Origin of the sequence: Streptomyces sp. 8L, assembly GCF_020176795.1 — a bacterium.
Lineage (GTDB): Bacteria > Actinomycetota > Actinomycetes > Streptomycetales > Streptomycetaceae > Streptomyces.
Genome location: NZ_JAIUKE010000031.1, coordinates 1 through 18,599, shown reverse-complemented (window position 1 = coordinate 18,599; position 18,599 = coordinate 1). Strand labels below are relative to the sequence as shown.

Below are 18,599 nucleotides of genomic sequence, written 5' to 3'. Positions count from 1 at the left end.
ACCGGGCGATGTCCGCCCGGTGCGGCAGCGGCGTCCGGGGGCGGCAGGCAGCGGCGTCGGGGGGACGGCCGCTCAGCCGGCGTCGGCGCCGCGCGGCCGTGCTCCGTGGTCGGGCAGTGTGAGCTTGCCGCCGAAGAGGCCGCGGTTCTCCTGGTACCAGCGCGCGGACTCGGCCAGCGGGCGCGCCGAACCGGTGAGGCGGGGCGCCACGTAGCGGGCGAGCAGGTCGTAACTCCGCCTGGTCTGCTCGGGCCCCGCCCAGTCCTGCAGGTACACCAGGAGGGTGCCGAAGCCGCCGGTCTCCTCCTGCATGCGCTGGATGCCCGCCACGCAGTCGTCGACCGAGCCCACGATGGCGCTGCCGGCCTCGATCGCCGCCTCGATGGCGTTCTCCGGGGCGACGCCGGGGATGCTCACGTCGAGCCCGCGCAGATCGCCCCAGTACTCGTGGGCCCAGCGCTGGTAGCCGGCCCGTACGTCCTCGATGGCCTGGGCGCGCGTCTCGGCCACGTGGATCGGCAGCGTGATCCGCCAGTTCGCGCGGTCGACGGTCTTGCCGTGCTCCGCCGCGGCCTCCTCGGCGTAGCGCCACTGCGTCTTCATGTCCGGCGGCCGGTGACCGGGCCGTGAGACCCCGAACGAGACGGTGCTGATGCCGAGTTGGCCCGACAGTCGCACACTGTGCGGCGAGGCGACACTCGCGGCGGCTATCTCCACCTTGCCGCCGCGGTAGGGCTCCAGCTGGAGCTTGGCGTCCTGGAGGGTGAACCACGGGGTCTTCCTGGTGACCGGCTGGTCCCCGTGGAGGAGGTCCACAACGGCCTCCAGGGACTCGCTGAACATCTGGCGCATCTCGCCCCACTCGCGGCCGAGCATGTGCGCGTCCACCGGGCTGCTGCCGGCCCCGACCCCGAGGATGAAGCGGCCACGGGTCAGATGGTCGAGGTGCACGGCCCGGCCGGCCACCATGAACGGGTGGTGGTAGGGCAGTGTCATCACACCGGTGGCCAGCTTGATCTGGCGGGTACGCGCGGCGGCCGCGGCCACGAACAGATCGGGGAACCCGATGCTGTTCCAGCCCAGCGAATGGTGTTCGCCGATCCAGAATTCGTCGTAGTTGAGCCGGTCGAACAGCTCGATCATGTCGAGATCCCGCTCGAACTGGAGAGTCGGGTCTTCGCCGAGCGGGTGGAACGGTGCCAGAAACGCGCCGAATTTGAGTCGTTCCGGATGCATCGCATCCCCTGTCTGTCTCGAATGGGCCAACACGTGGACGAATATAGGTGTCGGCCGGGACCCGAGGGGGGAGCCCGTTTCTCCTATGGGCAGTACCACCAGCATCCTTGACAGGGGTGCCAGCACACTCTGGAGTACCGCATTCCGATCCTCTAACGTGAGGTGGGCTGCCGGAGGGCTCCGGCAGGTTCTCGCACTTTCCTTGCTGATGGCATTCCATAGTGGGTGGAGCAGACATATGCGTCTGGGCTTCGGTCTTCCGACATTCGGTCCGGCGGCCAACGAGGTGAACGGTATCGCCCGGTTCGCCGCCGACGCGGAGAAAATCGGTGCGACCAGTCTCTGGGTCGGCGACCGGCTGTTGACACCGGTCGATCCCGCGGTCGGCTATTCGCCGGGCTCCACGGACATTCCGGAGGAATTCCGGGTGGCGGCGGACCCGTTGACCGCGCTGGCGGTCGCGGCGGCGGTCACCGGCGAGGTCCGGCTGGGCAGCAGCGGCATCAACGCGCCGTGGTACCCGCCCGCGCTGCTGGCCCGCGCGCTCGCCAGCATCGACGTGGCCAGCGGCGGCCGGCTCGTCGCCGGGTTCGGCAGCGGCTGGTCACCGGAGGAGTACGAGGCCGCGGGGGTGCCGTTCGAGGGACGCGGCGCGCGGCTCGACGAGCTGCTGGACGTGCTGGTGGCGTGGTGGACGACCAACCCCGTACGCCACCAGGGGCCGCTGTTCACGATCCCGGCCGGTCATGTGGAGCTGAAACCGGTGCAGCGGCCCCGGCCTCCGATCTACCTCGGCGCGTTCGGGCCCCGGGCTCTGCGGCGCGTCGGAGAGCGGGCCGACGGGTGGATGCCGGTGTGGTGGGCGCCCGAGGCCTTTCCCGTGGCGCAGCTCACCCAGGGATGGGAGACCATCCAGGAGGCGGCCGGGAAAGCGGGCCGCGACCCGGCCGCGATCAGCATGATCCTCCGGGTCAACGCGGCGGCCGGCACGCCGGTTGAGGTGGTGGCCGAAGAGGTGCTGAAGGTGCGTTCGGTGCTGCCGGTGGAGGACGTCTTCGTCGACTTCACCTTCGTGGCCTCCAGCGTCGGCCACACCCTCGACCTGGCCGGCAACCTGCTGGACCTCGTCTCGGCGGAGTGAGGCGGGCAGCGCGGGGCGCGCCCGGCACCGACGGCGGTGCCGGGGGCCCCGGGCGCGGCCGGCCGCGGCCCACTCGGCCGGCCGGCCGCGATACGGGCCGCGGGGCGACCCGGACGGCTGCGGCATGGAGCGCGGGGTGACCCGGCCGGCTGCGGTCCGGGCCGCGGCGGGGAGCGCGCGGCGACCCGGCGGGCCGCCGCGGTTCACGCTGCCGCAGGCACCCGGGCCCCGTCGTCGGCCAGGATCTGCTGCTGGAGTTCGTACAGCGCACGGCAGGGCGCGATGCTCAGTTCGCGGTCGAGCAGGGAGCGCACCCGCTGGAAGACCTGGAGGGCGTCGGCCCGCCGGTCGGAGCGGTACAGGGCGAGCATCAGCTGCCGGTGGAACGCCTCGACCAGCGGATGCCTGTTCACCAGCGCGTAGAGCGGCCCCACCAGTTCGCGGTGGCGTCCGATCATCAGGTCCGCCTCGTTGCCCCACTCGACGCACTCCAGCCGGGTCTCCTCCGCCCAGGTCGCGAACTCGTCCACGATGCCGCCGCCGCGCAGCTCGCCGAGGACCGTGCCGCGCCACAGCGCGAGCGCGCGATGGCAGGCCGCGGACGCCTCCTGGTACCGCCCGGCGCGGAACGCGGACCGGCCCTGCCGGGCGAAGCGCTGGAACTCGTGCGCGTCCAGGCTGCCGTCGCCGAGTTCCAGGACGTAGCCGGGGAAGCGGGTGACGATCGGGCTGTGGTCCTGATCCACGCGACTGAGGAGCTTGCGCAGCTGCGAGATGTAGACGTGCAGGGTGGCCGCGGCCCGGCGGGGCGGCCCGTCCCCCCAGATCTCGGTGCGCATCTGGTCCATGGAGACGACGTCCCCGGCGCGCACCGCGAGGGCCGCGAGCAGGGATTCCATTTTCGGGGCGGTGACCGTGGCGCACACCCCTTGGCCGTCGACGATGCGCAGGCTTCCCAGAATCTCGAATCGCACGATGATGCCTTCCTCGTGGGAGAAACCCGACGAGGCTCGGCACTGCACCGGGCCGGCGCGCTCGTCGGGCGATGTGGTGCGGCGGACCGTCCCCTCGGGGCCGGCCGGTGGTCCTTCGGCGGACGGACGGCGGAGGGTGCGACTTCGCGGACACTCCCTCGTACCTCGCCGTGGTGCCGGAACGCCCGCGTCCGTCCGCCGGGGCGCGCGTTCTGCCGCCCTGCGGACGCCCCTTCACCGCGCGTCGTACCACGTCGGACGCCGCACGCCGTTCCGCCAGGGGCACGTGACGGCCGCCGGTCGCTCAGTGGCGGATCTCCGCCGGGTGCGGCGCCCCGCCCGCCGCGTGTCTCCGGAGTGCTCCGGCCTCCGGGGGCCGGAGCTCGCGGGTTGTCCCTCGCGGGGGCGGTTCACCGTCGTGTGCCGTGCTGTTCCCTGAGAACTTTTTCAGCCTCTCAGTAACGCGGCCCGCGTGCATCCGTAGAACTACGTACGGCCATGAGGCCGGCCAGCTCCGCCCGGGAACCGATCCCCAGCTTCCGGTAGATACGGGCGAGATGGACCTCGATCGTGCGGGGGCTCACCCGCAGTGTCTCGGCGACCTCGCGGGTGCGCCGACCGGCGCCGGCCAGGCGCGCCACCTCCAACTCGCGCCGTGTCAGGGACGCGAGGTCGGAGTCCTGCCCCGCCGGCGCGGGCCGGGCCGCGGGCCGGCCGTGCCCCCGGCGGTCCTCCGGGAAACCGCCCGACGGTGGCTGGGCGAAGAGCGGCATGCGCCAGTGGTCGGCCAGTTCCCGCGCGGCGGACCACAGTTCGCGCGCCTTCTCCGGCCGCCTGCCGGAACTCGCGACCTCCGCGGTCCGCGCCGCCGCGCGCAGGCTCTGGAGCCTCAACTGCGCCCCGCCGAAAAGGCGTTCGGCTTTCTGGTACGCGGTGATCGCCGCGGTCACGTCGTCCTGCTGGGAGAGCACGTGGCCGCGGGCGAGGAGCGCGTAGGCCCGGGAGTGCGGCAGCGGACAGTCCTCCATCACCCGCGAGGCGCGCTCGGCCCAGCGCTCGGCCCAGATCGCGGCACGGGCACCACTGGAGGCGGAGGCCAGGGTGAGCAGTTCGTAGGCCCGGGCCCGCCACGGGGGGCTCAGCGCGCCGAAGTCGGGGGCGCCCTGATCGAGCAGCAGGTCGAGGCAGCGTTCCCGGCTGCCCTGGAGGAGGAGGGATTCGGCGACCGTCAGCACGGCCAGGGAGTGCCAGGAGTCGTGCCAGTGGTGCAGGGCCCGCAGCGCCTCCTCCGTACGGGCCGAGGCGCGGCTGCTGCCCGGGGGTTCCCCGTAGGTGACCGCGAGAGCCTCCTGGGCCATCGCGTACGCCCGCAGCCGGTCCGCGCCGAGGTGTCCTGCCAGGTCCGCGGCTTCCGCCGCCGAGCACCGCGCGCTCTCCAGCCGCCCCTGCCGCAGCTGGGCCTCCGCGAGTCCTCCGTACAGGACGGGGAGCATGGCGTCGGGGCGGTCGCCCGCCGAGACGGCGAGGCCACGGGCGTAGCGGGATTCGGCCTCCTGCGGGCGTCCCAGTTCCAGGGCGCACGATCCGAGCAGCGCGAAGTACTCGGTGTACAGGCGCAGTTCGCTGTCGGGGAGCTCGTCCAGCTGCCGTACGGCGGCGTCGTAGGCGGCCTGGGCGTCGGCCGTACGGCCCGCGGTCAGCTCGGCGAGCGCGTGCAGCGCCAGGGCGCCGGCCAGTGTGATCGCCCGGCCGCCGGTGCGGGCCAGCCGGAGCGCGGCGGTGGCGTGGGTGGCCAGTTCACCGTCGTTGCACAGGGAGGACAGGATGCCCCGGAAGACCGTCAGCCGGGCGAGCAGGTCCGTGTCCGCGGCGGTTCCGGCCCGGGCGAGTTCGGTACGCAGCAACGTGTCGGCCTCCGCGAAACGTCCGTGCAGGCACTCCACCAGCACACAGACACGGGTCACGGCGTGCCGGGCCTCGTCCGGCCGTACCCCGGCGTCGTGGGCGAGCTGGTGCAGTGCGGCCTCGTCGTCGAGGCGGCCCGCGGCCTGGAACGCCCGGGCCAGGGGCGGGATCAGGCCGAGGAGCCGGCCCGGCGAGCCCTCGCCGAGCCGGCCGGGCGAGCCCTCGCCCGAGGCGAGGCCGCGCAGCGCGAGCAGCAGCCAGCGGATGGCGTCCTCGGGGGCGCTGACCGTCGTCGCCTTGCCGGCCAGGGCCAGGGTCTCCAGGTCCTCCGGTGTGAAGGTGTCGGTGGACAGTTCGATGTGCACGGCGCGTTCGGCCGCGGGCGCGGCGCGGCGGTTGAGGACGGCCAGCGCCCTGCGGTGGGCCCCCCGGCGCAGGCAGCGGTCCATGCGTTCGTGCGTCAGCGCGCGCAACACCGGCTGTCGGAAGCCGAACTGGGTGGCGGAGTGGGGCATCGGACGCAGGATGTCGAGCCGGACCAACCCGGTGACGGCCGTGCACACCTGCTCGAAGGGGAGTTCGCAGACGTCGGCGAGCTCCTCACGGGTGAAGCGGTCGCCCAGCGCGGCAGCGCACTCGGCCGCCAGGCGCTCGACGTCGTCGAGGGACTCCAGTTCCGCGGCGAGCGGGGCGAGCGGGCCGGCGACCAGGTCGGCGGTGAGGGCGGGGCGCAGTGGCGCCGCCTCGCCGAGCACCAGCAGATCCAGGATGTTGCCCTGGCTCTCCCGGCACGCCGACCGCAGCCAGCCGGTGTCGGGCCGTACGTTCAGCAGGCGGGCAGCCTGCTCGGGGGTGATCGGCCCCAGCGCCACACGGGTCACCCGGCCCTGTTCCGCCCCGTAGGCGAGGGCGGCGAGCAGCGACGGGTCGGCCTGCCGGGACCGCTGGGACACGACGAGGAGGACAGGGGCCCCGAGCGGCCTGCGCACCAGGTGCTCGGCGAGCTCCAGGGCCCTCGGACCGGCCCGGTGGAAGTCGTCGAGCACCAGCAGCAGCCCCTCGCCCGCGGCACCGGCCAGCAGCGCGTGCACGGCCTGGGCCAGGGCGAGCGGCGGGGGTGGCGGGTCCGTGCGGTCGCGGTTGACGCACATGTGCGTCCGGATCAGCTCGGCGTGTTCCGGAGCGAGCCGGGCCAGCGCCCGGGGTGTCACCAGGTCGCCGAGAGCTCGGGTGAAGACCCCGAACACGTCCCGTTCCGAGGGCTGGCAGCGGCCGTCGAGCACCCGGATTCCCTGGTCCTCGGCCGCCGCCATCAGCAGGGACAGCAGCCGGGTCTTGCCGGACCCGGGGTCCCCGAGCAACCCGACCACGCCGCCGCGGCCCTCGCCGATGCCCTTGAGCGCTCGCCGCAGTCGCAGTGATTCGACGCCGCGCACCGATGTCTTCTGTGAGGTATTCGTGGTGGCCAATAGTGATCCCACAACGGCTGGAACCTTTCCCCCGGACCGGACGATCTTCCTCAAGCTGTCCCGCGGTTCCCGATGGGTCGGTGAGCGGCGCCGGATGCGGTCCGTCGCGCGGAGGAGGAGCTTCCGCGCAGTGGATCTGTGCGGACGTTCCAACAGGGCGATGTGTCGCAGCTCTCGTCGCACACGTCAGGAATTGCGGGACGGTCTCAAGGTAACCTTCGCCGCCCGAACGAGGGGGAGGAATTCGGAGCACAGACAATCCACAGCGTGCGAAATGGGTATGTCCTGACCGTGTTTCTTGACCAGCTCTTGGTTTACGGCGGACGGGCGAAACACTGCATTCACCATTCCGGTATCACGGGCCGCCCGCCGGTCCCGGAGCGTACCGCGGCGGCCGGGAGCAGACGCGAGATCACGCGCAACGTGGCCTCGGGGAACTCCCGGTGGAAGAAGTGGCCGCCGGGCATGGTGTGCACCTCGAAGTCGCCCGTGGTGTGCCGCGCCCACTCCCCGGCCTGCGCGAGCGGCAGGAGCGGATCGCGTTCGGCCGCCAGCACCCGCAGTGGCACGGGCAGCGGGACGGCGGGATGGCGTGGATGGCTGTGCGCCAGGCCCAGGTCGTCCCGCAGCCGGTCAACGCACCGGCGGAACCACTGCGGGTGCCTCGCGGCCCCCGAAGGGGCCCCGCCCAGCTCCCCCATCCACGAGCCGAGTTCGGCGTCGGAGGCGGTCCCGGGGGCCACGGCCGTACGCGGCAGGTGCGGCGCTGCGCAGGCCCCCACCATCAGCAGGTCCGGTGCGCGCCGGCCCGTCGTCACCCGCCGCCGGGTCAGCTCGTGCGCGATCAGGCCGCCCAGGCTGTGCCCGTACATCGCGTAACGCCGGTCCAGTACGGGGTCGAGCTGCCTGTCCAGCTCGTCCAGCAGGCGGTCGAACTCCCTGAACCGGGGCTCCCGCACCCGGCGTTCCCGCCCGGGCAGCTGCACCGGTATCACCGTGACGTCCGGTCCGAGGCCGGCCTGCCAGGAGGCGAAGGAGGAGGCCGCGCCGCCCGCGTGGTGGAAACACAGCAGCCGGATCGCCGCGCCCTCGGGCAGCGGTTGGCGCGGCAGCAGACAGGACGGCACGGTTCCGGAGGCGGAGACATGGACGGTGGTCATGTGTTCGGCCCTCCCAGGCTCTACCGCCGGACGGGTGCGGCGGACCCGCCGCACCGCCCCGGCGTCGGTCGCCGGTCGCGTCATCGTCGGGGGGCCGGCTAAAGCCGCGCTAACGGGAGCGCGGCCGAGGGCGACGGCGCGCGGCGCGGCCGAGGGCGACGGCGCGCGCGGCGGGGCGAGGTGGGCGCGTGGCGCGGCACGGGGGCGGCCGAGGTGGGCGCGTGGCGCAGGGGCGGCCGAGGACGGCGCGTGGCGCGGCACAGGGCGCGTGAGCCCGCCCCGATCCGGACGCGGCCTAAGCCGCGCTTTGGCCTGCCGGGAGAGAGTGGCGGCGCACCTGGGGCCATCGGCACCATGATGGCCGCCCGCCGGCCGGAGCTCGGCCCGGACCTGGGACGACGACGCGGTGCGCGCCGCTGCCGCACGGTGGCGGAGCGCCCCAAGTCCCGTTCCGTGGAGCCGTGTCGGGGCCCGTACGGGAGCGTGTAACTCCGGTCACGTACCAAGCGCGGCCGGGGACCAGGTGCGTAAGGTGGCATATATCTCAACGTCTACGGGTGGACAAGGGGGCGGAGGGCCATGCCGACCGGCCGTCAATTGAAGGAAATCGGACAGTTCTTGAAGGCTCGCCGGGCAGAGGTGAACCCCACCGAGGTGGGGCTGCCGCGAGCGGGTGTACGCAGGACACCGGGCCTGCGCCGTGAGGAGGTGGCGCTCCTGGCCGGCGTGGGGGTGTCCTGGTACACCTGGATCGAGCAGGGCAGGGCGGAGAACGTGTCCGCCGAGGTGCTCGGCGCGATCTCCCGGGTCCTCAGCCTGGACGACACCCAGCGGCAGTACGTGTGGAGGCTGGCCGGCCTGGGCTCGTCCGAGTTCGCGCGCTCGTCCCAGCCGGACGGCGCGAGCTTCACGCCCTTCGTCGACAACTGGCTGCCCAACCCGGCCTACATCGCCGACCGGCTGTGGAACGTGGTGGTGGCGAACGCCGCCGCCCGCGAACTGCTGGCTCTGGGATCGGGCTGCGGCAACCTGATCGAGGACTTCTTCCTCAACCCGCAGACGCGTACCCGGTACGCGGAGTGGGAACAGGACGCGGCGACGATGGTGGCCCGGTTCCGCGCGCACACCGCGAACCACTCCGGCGACCGGCTGCTTGAGGCGATGGTGGACCGGCTGCTCGCGCGCAGCGACGAGTTCGCGAAGCTGTGGAGCGCGCAGGAGGTCCGCGAGGACTCCTGCGGCATCGACCTGCTCCGGCATCCGCGCGCCGGTGAGCTGTCCCTGCGGCGGACGACGCTGGACTTCACACCGAGGCTGGGCCTGCGGCTCACCGTGTTCATGGCCGTCCCCGGCACCCGCGCGGAGGACGCCCTGCCGCTGCTCAACCTCTCGCGGGACGTGCACAGCACAGCGGCCTGAGAACCTGGCCGCCCCGTGGGTCCACAGGTCCGCGGGGCGGCCGGTCCGCCGGTCCGCCGGTCCGCCGGTTCGCGGGTCTTGTAGGTCCGTGGGGCGGCCGGTCCGTGGGTCTGCGGGGTCTGCGGGTCCGTAGGTCTGCGGGTGCGCAGGTGCGCAGGTGCGCCGGCCCACCGGTCCTGCGGGGTCTGCGGGTCCGTAGGTCTGCGGGTCCGTAGGTGTACCGGCCCACCGGTCCGCGGGGTGGCCGGGCGCCGCCTTCTCGCTCCCCTTCCCCTTCTTTCTCTTCTCCTGCCTCGTCCTGTCCTGCCTTCCTTTCTGCCGAGAGTGGCTCTGTCATGTCTGCTGTACTGCCGCAGGAGCGGCTGACCCGTCCCTCGCCGTTGCGTCAACTCACGTTCGGGGACTGGCGGTTGACCCATGTTCCGGACGGGCTGGTCCAGTTGAGGCCCGAGGGCTGGTTCACCGGCCTGGGTCCCGACGACCTCGCCGGACTCGCCCCCTACCGGGGCCAGGACGGTTCGCTGGTCGCCTCGGTGGGCGGTCTGCTGGTCGAGCATCAGGGCCGCTCCCTGCTGATCGACACCGGATTCGGCCGGCGGCGCCTGTCGGCGGAGCAGACGCATCCCGCGCTCGGCATGCTGGCGGGCGGTGACCTGATCACCGGGCTCCGGACTGCCGGGGTTCCCGCGGAAGCCGTGGACACGGTCGCCTTCACGCACCTGCACGACGATCACGTCGGCTGGGCGCAGGCGGCCGACGGAGCCCACTTCGCGGGCGCCACCTCCTTCGTGATGTCCACCGCCGAGTGGCGGGAGGGAGGCGGTCTGCTGCCGGCCGCGCTCGCGGGCCGGGTACGTACGCCCGACGACGGCGGCGAGGTGTTTCCCGGTGTCACGCTGCGGGAGTGGCCCGGGCACACCAGCGGTCACGCGGGCTACGTGGTGGAGGTGGGCGACGAGCGGTCCGAGGACGACGGCGGCGTCCGCCGGGTCCTGGTGCTCGGGGACGTGCTGCACTCGCCCGCGCAGACGGCGCACCCCGAGTGGCGGGTCTTCTTCGACGGCGCGGGCGAGCAGGCGGTCCGTACGCGCCGGGCCGTGCTGGAGGAGGCCGCAACGCCCGGCACCGTCTGCTACGCCGGGCACTTCGCCGACGTGGTCTTCGGGCGGGTGGAGGCCGCGGGCGACGGGTACGTCTGGCACCCCGTGCACTGAGCCGAGCGAGCCCGGGGCCGCCCGCGAGTCCTGGCGCACCCGCCAGGGGCGCGACGCGGGGCGGCCCGCACGGTGAGGAGCGGAGCGAACGCGCGGCCGGCGGGCCGGGACACGGACATGTCCCGGCCCGCCGTGTGTGCCGGGGACGGTGTCGAGGTCAGTGCCGGGGCGGCCCGGGCCGAGCCTGTTGGGGGGACGGCCGAGCCTGTTGGGGGACGGCCGAGCCTGTTGGGGGGACCAATATGTTGAGCGCGCACTGTTTGGCGGGGAGGATCGCCGTGAGGCTGCTTGCTATGCCGAAGACACTCTCCACAGAACTCTCCATGACGGGGAAGCAGAAGACGATCCTCGTCGTCCTGCTGGGCGCGCAGTTCATGTTCGCCGTCGACTTCTCCATCCTCACGGTGGCGCTGCCGGAGATCGGCTCGGACCTCGGGTTCGGGCTCGACAGCCTCCAGTGGATCTCCACTGCCTTCGCCCTGACCGCCGCGGGCTTCATGCTCCTCTTCGGACGCATCGGCGACCTGATCGGCCGGAAGAAGCTCTTCCTCGTGGGCATGGCCCTGCTGACCGTCTCCTCGCTGCTCGGTGGCCTGTCCACCAGCCCCGACGTGATGATCGTGGCCCGGGTTCTGCAGGGCCTCGCCACCGCCATCGTCACGCCGTCGGGCATGGCGCTGATCACCACCAGCTTCCCGGAAGGCCCGCTGCGCACCAAGGCGCTCGGGCTGAACGGGGCGCTGCTCTCCCTCGGGTTCGCCGGCGGCGCGATCCTCGGCGGTGTGCTCACCGACCTGCTCTCCTGGCGCTGGGACTTCTTCATCAACGTCCCGGTCGGCGTCGCCCTGTTCATCGGCGGCATCCTGGTGATCAGCAACTCGGTGGCCGAGGACCGGCCCAAGCTGGACGTCCCCGGCTCGATCACCGTCACTGCGGGCCTTCTCGCCTTCGTGTACGGCATCACCAGCGCCGAGCGCGAGGGCTGGAGCTCGGCGCAGACCTGGGCCACGCTCCTGGCCGCCGCCGTCCTCCTGGCCTCCTTCTACCTGATCGAGCTGAAGGCCGCCGCGCCGCTCGCCCCGGTGCGCGTCCTGAAGGCCAATTCCGTCAAGTGGGGCAACCTGGGCGGGCTGATCACCTTCTCCATGGAGTCGGCGCTGTCCTTCCTGCTCACGCTGTACTTGCAGCAGGTGCTGAACCTCACCCCGTTCCAGACCGGCCTGATGTTCGGCTTCCTCGGGCTCGGCGCGTTCATCGGCGGCACGTTCGCGTCGAAGATCATCGCCCGTACCGGCGCCAAGGGCGGCCTGGTCCTCGGTCTGGCCGTGCAGGGCGTCATGACCGGGGTGCTGTTCTGGCTGAGCGAGGACAAGACCGTGGGCATCGCCGCCGTCCTGTTCACCACGTTCGTCGGCGGGTTCGGCCACGTCCTGGCGATCGTCTCCTACACCGTCGTCTCCACCTCCGGCATCGAGGACCGTGAACAGGGCCTGGCCACCGGTCTTGCCGCCATGACCCAGCAGATCGGTTTCACGCTCGGCATCCCGGTGATGTCGGCGGTGGCCGCCTCGCACTACGGGGATCTGCACGACGGCGTCGCCTCCGCCGCCGGGGTCCTGGACGGCACCACCTTCGGCATCCTCGTCGACGGCCTGGTGGTCCTCGCCGGAGCCCTCGTCATCAGCCTTCTGCTCCGCAGGGCGAAGCCCGCCGCAGCCGCCGAGGTGGCCACGGCGGACGACGCGGCGGAGTCCAGCCTCACGGCAGCCCCGTAACCGGTCCCGCGCCGGCCGGTCTCCCGAGCGCGGGGCACACGGCCCCGTGCCCGCCCGGCCCGGCGCCCGTACCGAGCACACGAACCGCGCGTACGTCCCGCGTGCACGAACCGAGCACACGAACCGCGCACACGAACCGCGCACACGTCCCGCGCACACGTCCCGCGCGCCCGTACCGAGCACACGTCCCGAGCACAGGGAAGGAACCCGATGCCTGCTCAGTCCGCCTCGTCCGCTCTGCCCGTCGCCTCCCCCTACCTTCCGGACATCTCCGACTACCTGGGCGCCCCCGAACGCCGCTTCTTCGGCGAGGGGTACAAGCGCTCCCGACATCGCCTCACCGATGTCCGCCCACCACAGCCGGACGACGCGGCCTCGGAGCTTCCCCGGCTGTCCGCCACCGCGCAGGTCGACTATCCGAGCGACTGGTCCCGCAAGGGCGACACCGACCAGCGCCCGCACCTCTCCACCGTCGACGTCCTGCTGCTGGGGGCCCAGCTCGCCGAGGCGCTGCTCACGAGCCACCTGGGGCTGACCGAGCGTGAGCTGGCCACCGTCTGGCTCGCCCGGGTCCGTATCAAGGCCGGAAACCGGCCGGTGGAGGACGACTTGGCCGGCTTCCCGGTCTCGGCGCAGCTCGTCGGCCGGCTGTCCTCCCCGCGCCCCGGCCGCGCGCGGTCCGCCGTCGAGGCCACCGTGGGCACCCTGCGCATCCGGCTGGAGGCCGACCATCCGGACATCCCCCCGGGCGTACGCGCCCCCTCCGCGCCCACCGTCCGCGAGGGCGGTTACGGCGACACCCGGCGACTCGGTGTCCAGCGGGTCGAGAGCATGCAGGTCCGGCCCGGCAGCAGCGTCGCCACCGCGGACATACGGCTCACCGGCGGTCCGGACGGCACGCTCGGCGGCATGGAGGGCGAGCAGCAGCCGTCCGTGCACCTGGTGGACGCGTTCGTGACGGCCCTCCAGATCGGGCAGGTGCTGCTCTACGAGCTGGACCAGATCCCCCGCGCCGACTCCGACACCCTGTGGATGCGCAGCACCCTGCTGGAGGCGACCACTCCGCACCGGCCGCGCGCGGCGGCCGACGGCGGGCCGCTGCCCATGCGGGCGGAGCTGCGGGACTCCGTCCTGCTCAACAACCGTCTCGGCGAGACCTGGCGCCGGGCGGACATCGCGGCGCAACTAGCCGACATCTCCGTGGTCTGCTCGGTGGTCCATCGGCTGCCGCGGTCCTCGTCCTGAGCCTTTTCACGCCCCGGCGTTCGCGCACCAGAGCCGACCGCCTCGATCACCACACCGGGTCACCGCACCCGGTCACCACACTCGATCACCGCACCCGGTCACCGCACTTCGGTCACCGCACCCGGTCACCGCACTCAGCCACCACACCCGGTCACCGCACCCGGTCACCGCACTTCGGTCACCACACTCGATCATCACAGGAGACATCACATGAAACTCGCCATCGCAGGCACCTACTCCGTCGGCAAGACCCTGACCACGATGGCCGTCTCGCAGCTGGTCGGTCTGCCGCGTTCGTCGGCCAAGACCATGCGGGAGCTGCTGCCCATCTCCATCCCCGGCAAGACGCTCGAGGAGTGCACCCCACCGGAACTGATCATGCTGATCATGCGCCGCAACCAGGAGCGCGCGGTCAACGAGGCCCAGCTGCCCGACGGTTTCGTCTCCGACGGATCGTCCCTGCACGAGTGGGCCTACGGCACCGTCCGGGTGCTGGTCGGCATCAACCCCAACGAGTCGGTGAACCTGGACAGCATCGAGGTCACGGAGGAGATCGGCTTCTACGGCAAGGTCCTTGAGCAGATGGCGGTGCCCGCCAAGCAGCACGCCCGTGCCACCTATGACTCCTTCGTCCACCTTCCCATCGAGTTCCCGCTGGTCCCGGACGGCCACCGCCCGGTCAACGAGCGCTTCCGGTCCCTCGCGGACGAGTTGATGCTCAGGACGCTGGACGAGCTGAACATCCCGTACCACACGGTGGGCGGCTCCATACCCGAGCGCCTTCAGAAGATCATCGACATCTACGGCTTCAAGCCCGTGGTGAGCATCGACGAGGCGATCGAGCTGGCCCAGGCCGAGTACGCGCTCATCGACACCAGCTCGGAGGTCGTACGCGCCGCAGGCTGAACCGCGGCGGCCCCGCACGGCCCGCCTCCCCGAGCACCGGCCAAGAGCACCGGCAAGAGCGCGGGGAAGGAGCACCGGCAGGAGCACGGAGAAAGAGCACGGGGCAAGGGCATCGGGCAACAGCACCGGTGGGAGCGCCGGTACCGGAGACCAGAACCACCACAGCGAGGACACACAGAACCGGACACCACCGAGAAGAAGACAAGAACGGGGAAGAGATTTATGCCGCACGCAGTTCTGCGCGGGCTGGGCACCCATCTGCCGTCCAGACGCGTCACCAACGCCGAACTCGCCACCATGTTCGACACCTCCGACGAGTGGATCGCCACCCGCACCGGAATCCGGGAGCGGTACTGGGCCCCGCCCGGCCAGTCCACCGGTGACCTGGCCACCGAGGCGGGCCGCGCGGCCCTGAAGTCCGCCGGACTCGACGACGGGGCCGACATCGGTCTCCTCATCGTCGCCACCACCACACCGGACCATCCCTGCCCCGCCACCGCGCCCGACGTCGCCGCGCGGCTGGGGCTCGGACACACCGCGGCGTACGACATCGCCGCAGTGTGCTCCGGATTCGTCTACGCCCTCGAAGCCGCCGCCAACGCCATCGCGGCGGGCCGGGTCGAGCGGGCGCTCGTCATCGGGGCCGAGACCTACTCGACCATCCTCAGCCCGGACGACCGCACCACTTCGGTGATCTTCGGCGACGGAGCCGGGGCCGTCGTGCTGGGCCGGGGCGCCGGAGAGGAGCCGGGCCGGCTGCTCGGGTTCGACCTGGGCAGCGACGGCACCGGCAAGGACCTCATCCGCATCCCCGCGGGCGGCTCCCGGCAGCGGTCGAGCGAGGTGCCCGCGGCCGACGAGGACCGCTACTTCACCATGCAGGGCAAGAAGGTGTTCGCCCACGCGGTCCGCCGCATGGCGGAGTCCTCGCTCGCCCTGCTGGGGAACGTCGGCTGGAGCCCGGACGACGTGGAGTACCTGGTCGGCCACCAGGCCAACATCCGGATTCTCCGGTCCGTGGCGGAGCAGATCGGCCTCGAAGCCGAGCGGGCCGTCACCAACATCGACAAGGTCGGCAACACCTCTGCCGCGTCCATTCCCCTGGCCCTGGCCGACGCGGCGGCCGAGGGGAAGTTCAAGACCGGCGACCGCCTGTTGCTCACCGCCTTCGGCGGCGGCCTGACCTGGGGTTCCGCCGCGCTGACCTGGCCGGACATCGTCCCGGTCTGATCCGGCGGCGCCAGGTACGGCGTGAGCGCCCGCGCCGCCCGCGCACCGCATTCCCCGCGCGCACCACTGCCGTTGCGCGTCCCGCGTGGCCCACTGCGCACACCGAATACGCCGCGCGTCCTTCATGGCCGCTCGCGTGCACCGCTGCCGTTGTGCGCCCGTACTTCGTGCGCACCGCTGCTGTTGCGCGCCCGTACTTCGCGTGCATCGCTGCTGTTGCGCGCCCGTACTTCGCGTGCATCGCTGCCGCTGCGCGCCCGTACCTCGCGTGCACCGCTGCCGCTGCGCGCTCGTACACCGCGCGTTTCTCGTGGGTTCGCGGCCGGACCGCCCGACTCGGCGCACCACCGCCGTTGGGCCGGTCCGCGGTCCGCGCCGTCCCGCAGTTCACGCGCCGCACCGCGCGGGCGTGCCGAACGCCGTGGAAAATCCGCGCACTTGGCACGGGAACCGTGCATCACACCGCTCGAACTCCCGGAGAGGAAACACAGTTCCATGAGCAACTCCGTCACATCAGCCTCCGCTGCCCCCTTCGCCGACGTGGTCCTGGCCCTCCTGGTCGACAAGTACGAGGCGCCCGCTGAAACCACCTCCGTCGACACGGACTTCGAAAGCATCGGCTTCGACTCGCTCATCCTCGTCGAGGTCGCGGTGGACCTCAGCCGCCAGTACGGCGTGGAGATCGGCGACGACGAGCTCCAGGAGGCCGGTAACGCCCTCGGGGTCGCCGAGCTCCTGGTGGCGAAGGGCGCCGCCGCCTGACCTGGGGGGTGTGTTCGTCCACCCCCTCCGCCCGCGGGGGGGGGGGGGGGGGGGGGGGGGGGGGGGGGGGGGGGGGGGGGGGGGGGGGGGGGGGCGGGCGGGCGGGCGGGGGGGCCCGCCGCCGCCCCCCCCCCGGCGGGCGCGCCGCGCCCGGGCGCCCCCCCCCCCCCCGCCCCTCTTCAGGGATGGCCCCGACATGACCGCAGCCGATCACCGCCCCGCCGCCTTCTTCGACGTCGACAACACCCTGACCCGCGGCACGGCGATCTTCCGCTTCCTCGTCTACTGGTACGCGGCCCAGGGCCGGCCCCCGCACGAGGCCGTCCACGCCCGCCAGCGCCTGAAGGCCATGACGGTGGCCGGCGTCAGCCGTAGGGAGACCAGCCGCGCCTACTTCCGGTTGCTGACCGGCGCGTCCGACGTCGAGATCACGCGACTGGCCGGGGCGTGGTTCCTCGCCGAGGTGGCCGGGGGCGGCTTCTTCCATGAACCCGTCCTGGAAGCGCTGCGTGCCCACCGCGGGGACGGCTACCGGGTCGTGCTGGTCTCCGGCTCGTTCTCCGCCGTGCTGCTGCCCCTCGTCGAGCACATCGGCGCGCATCACCTGCTGTGCACCGAGCCCGAGGTCGATCCGGTCTCCGGCACCTACACCGGCAGGCTGCCCGACCATCCGCACCAGCCGATGATCGGCAGTGCCAAGGCGGCGGCCGTACGGGAACTGCCCCCCCCCCACCGCATCGACCTGGCCTCCTCCGTCGCCTACGGGGACCACATCTCCGACGCGCCGATGCTCGCCCTGACCGGCCGCGCCGTGATCGTCGGTGACGACCCGCACCTGCGCCGTCTCGGCGCCCACCACGGGTGGCACCGCCTGCCGAAGGCGCCCGCGCCCCTCGCCGTACCCCTGCCAGAACCGAAGCCCACCCCACCAGGAGCACTGCTGTGAGGATCGCCCTCGTCGGCGCCTACGGAGCCGGCAAGACCACCCTGATCAGCGCCGCCACGGCCCGTGTCGGGCTGCCCGCCGCACACGGCACCCCCATGCGGGACCCCGCGGGCAGCCGACGGCCCACCTCGTTGGAGGAGGCCACCGAGCCCGAGCTGGTCCAGCTCGTCGTACGCCGTCACGCCGAGCGGCTCCTGGCCGAGGCCGCGTACCCGAAGGGGTTCCTCTCGGACGGCTCCCTCCTGCACGAGTGGGTCTACGCGACGGTCCGGCTCGCGGTCGGCCTCCACCCAGGCGCCGACACGGACGTGCGGGACGTGGTGGCGGGCCCGGGCAACGGCGACGCCTACCGCACCGTGCTCGACCACCTGGGCCGCGAGTTCCTGCACCGCGCGCTCACCTCGTACGACGTCTTCGTCCATCTCCCCGTCGAGTTCCCCCTGCACGACGGCACACCGCCCATCGCCGAGCACTTCCGCGTCCTCTCGGACCGCCTTCTCCTGGACACGCTCCACGCGGCGGGCGCCCCCGTCCGTACGGTCTCCGGCCCCCTCGACGACCGCCTGGCCGCCCTGGTGTCCCTCACCGCCGCGTGACGCGACCGGTTCTTCGACGCGGCCGACGAGGTCATGGTGCTCGACTTCCCGCGGAACCGGCGGCAGGAGTACGGCACGACCGCGCCGGTCAGCTTCCCCGGCCCGGTCGTGGAGACCTTCACCGCGGAACGGGGCGCCGCCCGTGCGGGGCTGGGCATCGGCGAGCGTGACGAGGTGGCGGTACTGAGCCTGGGCGGGATGAACACCCGGGCGGAGAGCCGGCGCATGGCCCGCGCCGTCATCCGGGCGTGGCGCGCGTACGCGGATCGCGGCGCCCGGCTGCTGGTGCTGGCCGACCGGCCGGACGAGCCGGCCCCGGACCTCCGCGACGGGCACGGGCACGGCGGGACGGTGGTCTGGGCCGGGGTCGCCTCGGACCCCGGGACGTACTACCGGGCGGCCGACGTCGTGCTCAACGACGCGATGGGGTCCGCCGTCTGCGACCCGGCCCGGAACCGGGTGCCCACGGTCGCGCTGCTGGACGCGGGCGGGGCGGGGCGGCCCGAAGGAGCGTCCCGGACGGCGGCCGGACCCGTACGGTAGCCCCGCGACCGGGCGCAGGCTGAGGGGTCCGGCGGAAAGGATCGGCGGAGGCGCCCGGGGGAGGGGAGCCAGCGGAGG

The 18,599-nt window shown here is 72.7% G+C and carries 15 protein-coding genes; 11 read left to right on the top strand and 4 right to left on the bottom strand.

What is annotated here, in order from left to right; translation table 11 throughout:
- Positions 1–72 precede the first annotated feature (72 nt).
- The gene (locus LCE31_RS04180) at positions 73–1,236 is read right to left on the bottom strand and encodes an LLM class flavin-dependent oxidoreductase (RefSeq protein WP_225012587.1); all 1,164 of its coding nucleotides are present in this window, start codon (positions 1,234–1,236) and stop codon (positions 73–75) included.
- Between the two features lie 238 nt (positions 1,237–1,474).
- On the opposite strand from LCE31_RS04180, the gene LCE31_RS04175 reads away from it, so the two are divergent.
- Positions 1,475–2,377, top strand: a complete 903-nt coding sequence (locus tag LCE31_RS04175) for a TIGR03619 family F420-dependent LLM class oxidoreductase (RefSeq protein WP_225012586.1) — start codon at positions 1,475–1,477, stop codon at positions 2,375–2,377.
- Between the two features lie 203 nt (positions 2,378–2,580).
- On the opposite strand, the gene LCE31_RS04170 is transcribed toward LCE31_RS04175, so the two are convergent.
- The 3 genes from LCE31_RS04170 to LCE31_RS04160 all read right to left on the bottom strand — a co-directional run bounded on the left by LCE31_RS04170 (position 2,581) and on the right by LCE31_RS04160 (position 7,885).
- On the bottom strand, positions 2,581–3,351 hold the full coding sequence (locus LCE31_RS04170; protein ID WP_225012585.1) for an AfsR/SARP family transcriptional regulator: 771 nt from the start codon (positions 3,349–3,351) through the stop codon (positions 2,581–2,583).
- Positions 3,352–3,806: 455 nt separating this feature from the next.
- Positions 3,807–6,725, bottom strand: a complete 2,919-nt coding sequence (locus LCE31_RS04165; protein WP_225012584.1) for a helix-turn-helix transcriptional regulator — start codon at positions 6,723–6,725, stop codon at positions 3,807–3,809.
- Positions 6,726–7,066: 341 nt separating this feature from the next.
- On the bottom strand, positions 7,067–7,885 hold the full coding sequence (locus LCE31_RS04160) for a thioesterase II family protein (RefSeq protein WP_225012583.1): 819 nt from the start codon (positions 7,883–7,885) through the stop codon (positions 7,067–7,069).
- 579 nt (positions 7,886–8,464) lie between these two features.
- Between LCE31_RS04160 and LCE31_RS04155 the strand changes: the two genes are divergently transcribed.
- The 10 genes from LCE31_RS04155 to LCE31_RS04110 all read left to right on the top strand — a co-directional run bounded on the left by LCE31_RS04155 (position 8,465) and on the right by LCE31_RS04110 (position 18,521).
- Complete coding sequence (locus LCE31_RS04155) at positions 8,465–9,304, top strand: helix-turn-helix domain-containing protein (protein ID WP_225012582.1); 840 nt, start codon at positions 8,465–8,467, stop codon at positions 9,302–9,304.
- 335 nt (positions 9,305–9,639) lie between these two features.
- Complete coding sequence (locus LCE31_RS04150) at positions 9,640–10,518, top strand: MBL fold metallo-hydrolase (RefSeq protein WP_225012581.1); 879 nt, start codon at positions 9,640–9,642, stop codon at positions 10,516–10,518.
- Between the two features lie 293 nt (positions 10,519–10,811).
- A complete protein-coding gene (locus LCE31_RS04145; RefSeq protein ID WP_225012580.1) occupies positions 10,812–12,293 on the top strand; it encodes an MFS transporter in 1,482 nt (493 codons plus the stop codon).
- Between the two features lie 210 nt (positions 12,294–12,503).
- Complete coding sequence (locus LCE31_RS04140) at positions 12,504–13,538, top strand: AvrD family protein (RefSeq protein ID WP_225012579.1); 1,035 nt, start codon at positions 12,504–12,506, stop codon at positions 13,536–13,538.
- Positions 13,539–13,748: 210 nt separating this feature from the next.
- A complete protein-coding gene (locus LCE31_RS04135; RefSeq protein ID WP_225012578.1) occupies positions 13,749–14,444 on the top strand; it encodes an AAA family ATPase in 696 nt (231 codons plus the stop codon).
- Between the two features lie 222 nt (positions 14,445–14,666).
- Positions 14,667–15,674: a beta-ketoacyl-ACP synthase III gene (locus tag LCE31_RS04130; protein WP_225012577.1), complete on the top strand. Its 1,008-nt coding sequence runs from the start codon at positions 14,667–14,669 to the stop codon at positions 15,672–15,674.
- Positions 15,675–16,169: 495 nt separating this feature from the next.
- Positions 16,170–16,436 carry an acyl carrier protein gene (locus LCE31_RS04125; protein ID WP_225012576.1) on the top strand — a complete coding sequence of 89 codons (267 nt, stop codon included), beginning with the start codon at positions 16,170–16,172 and terminating at the stop codon, positions 16,434–16,436.
- Between the two features lie 196 nt (positions 16,437–16,632).
- Positions 16,633–17,382 (top strand): HAD family hydrolase, encoded by a 750-nt coding sequence (locus tag LCE31_RS04120; RefSeq protein ID WP_225012575.1) that lies wholly within the window; start codon positions 16,633–16,635, stop codon positions 17,380–17,382.
- Entirely contained in the window at positions 17,379–17,978 is a 600-nt protein-coding gene (locus tag LCE31_RS04115) for an AAA family ATPase (protein ID WP_225012574.1), read from the top strand. Before LCE31_RS04120 ends, LCE31_RS04115 begins: the two co-directional genes overlap by 4 nt.
- Positions 17,979–18,011: 33 nt before the next feature.
- Positions 18,012–18,521, top strand: coding sequence for a hypothetical protein (locus LCE31_RS04110; RefSeq protein ID WP_225012573.1), 510 nt, complete (start codon positions 18,012–18,014; stop codon positions 18,519–18,521).
- The last annotated feature ends 78 nt before the right edge of the window (positions 18,522–18,599 follow it).

Bases quoted from the DNA above. Each gene is read 5' to 3' on its own strand.
- LCE31_RS04180 (WP_225012587.1), bottom strand. From the start codon at position 1,236: ATGCATCCGGAACGACTCAAATTCGGCGCGTTTCTGGCACCGTTCCAC.
- LCE31_RS04175 (WP_225012586.1), top strand. From the start codon at position 1,475: ATGCGTCTGGGCTTCGGTCTTCCGACATTCGGTCCGGCGGCCAACGAG.
- LCE31_RS04160 (WP_225012583.1), bottom strand. From the start codon at position 7,885: ATGACCACCGTCCATGTCTCCGCCTCCGGAACCGTGCCGTCCTGTCTG.
- LCE31_RS04155 (WP_225012582.1), top strand. From the start codon at position 8,465: ATGCCGACCGGCCGTCAATTGAAGGAAATCGGACAGTTCTTGAAGGCT.
- LCE31_RS04150 (WP_225012581.1), top strand. From the start codon at position 9,640: ATGTCTGCTGTACTGCCGCAGGAGCGGCTGACCCGTCCCTCGCCGTTG.
- LCE31_RS04145 (WP_225012580.1), top strand. From the start codon at position 10,812: ATGCCGAAGACACTCTCCACAGAACTCTCCATGACGGGGAAGCAGAAG.
- LCE31_RS04140 (WP_225012579.1), top strand. From the start codon at position 12,504: ATGCCTGCTCAGTCCGCCTCGTCCGCTCTGCCCGTCGCCTCCCCCTAC.
- LCE31_RS04135 (WP_225012578.1), top strand. From the start codon at position 13,749: ATGAAACTCGCCATCGCAGGCACCTACTCCGTCGGCAAGACCCTGACC.
- LCE31_RS04130 (WP_225012577.1), top strand. From the start codon at position 14,667: ATGCCGCACGCAGTTCTGCGCGGGCTGGGCACCCATCTGCCGTCCAGA.
- LCE31_RS04125 (WP_225012576.1), top strand. From the start codon at position 16,170: ATGAGCAACTCCGTCACATCAGCCTCCGCTGCCCCCTTCGCCGACGTG.
- LCE31_RS04120 (WP_225012575.1), top strand. From the start codon at position 16,633: ATGACCGCAGCCGATCACCGCCCCGCCGCCTTCTTCGACGTCGACAAC.
- LCE31_RS04110 (WP_225012573.1), top strand. From the start codon at position 18,012: ATGGTGCTCGACTTCCCGCGGAACCGGCGGCAGGAGTACGGCACGACC.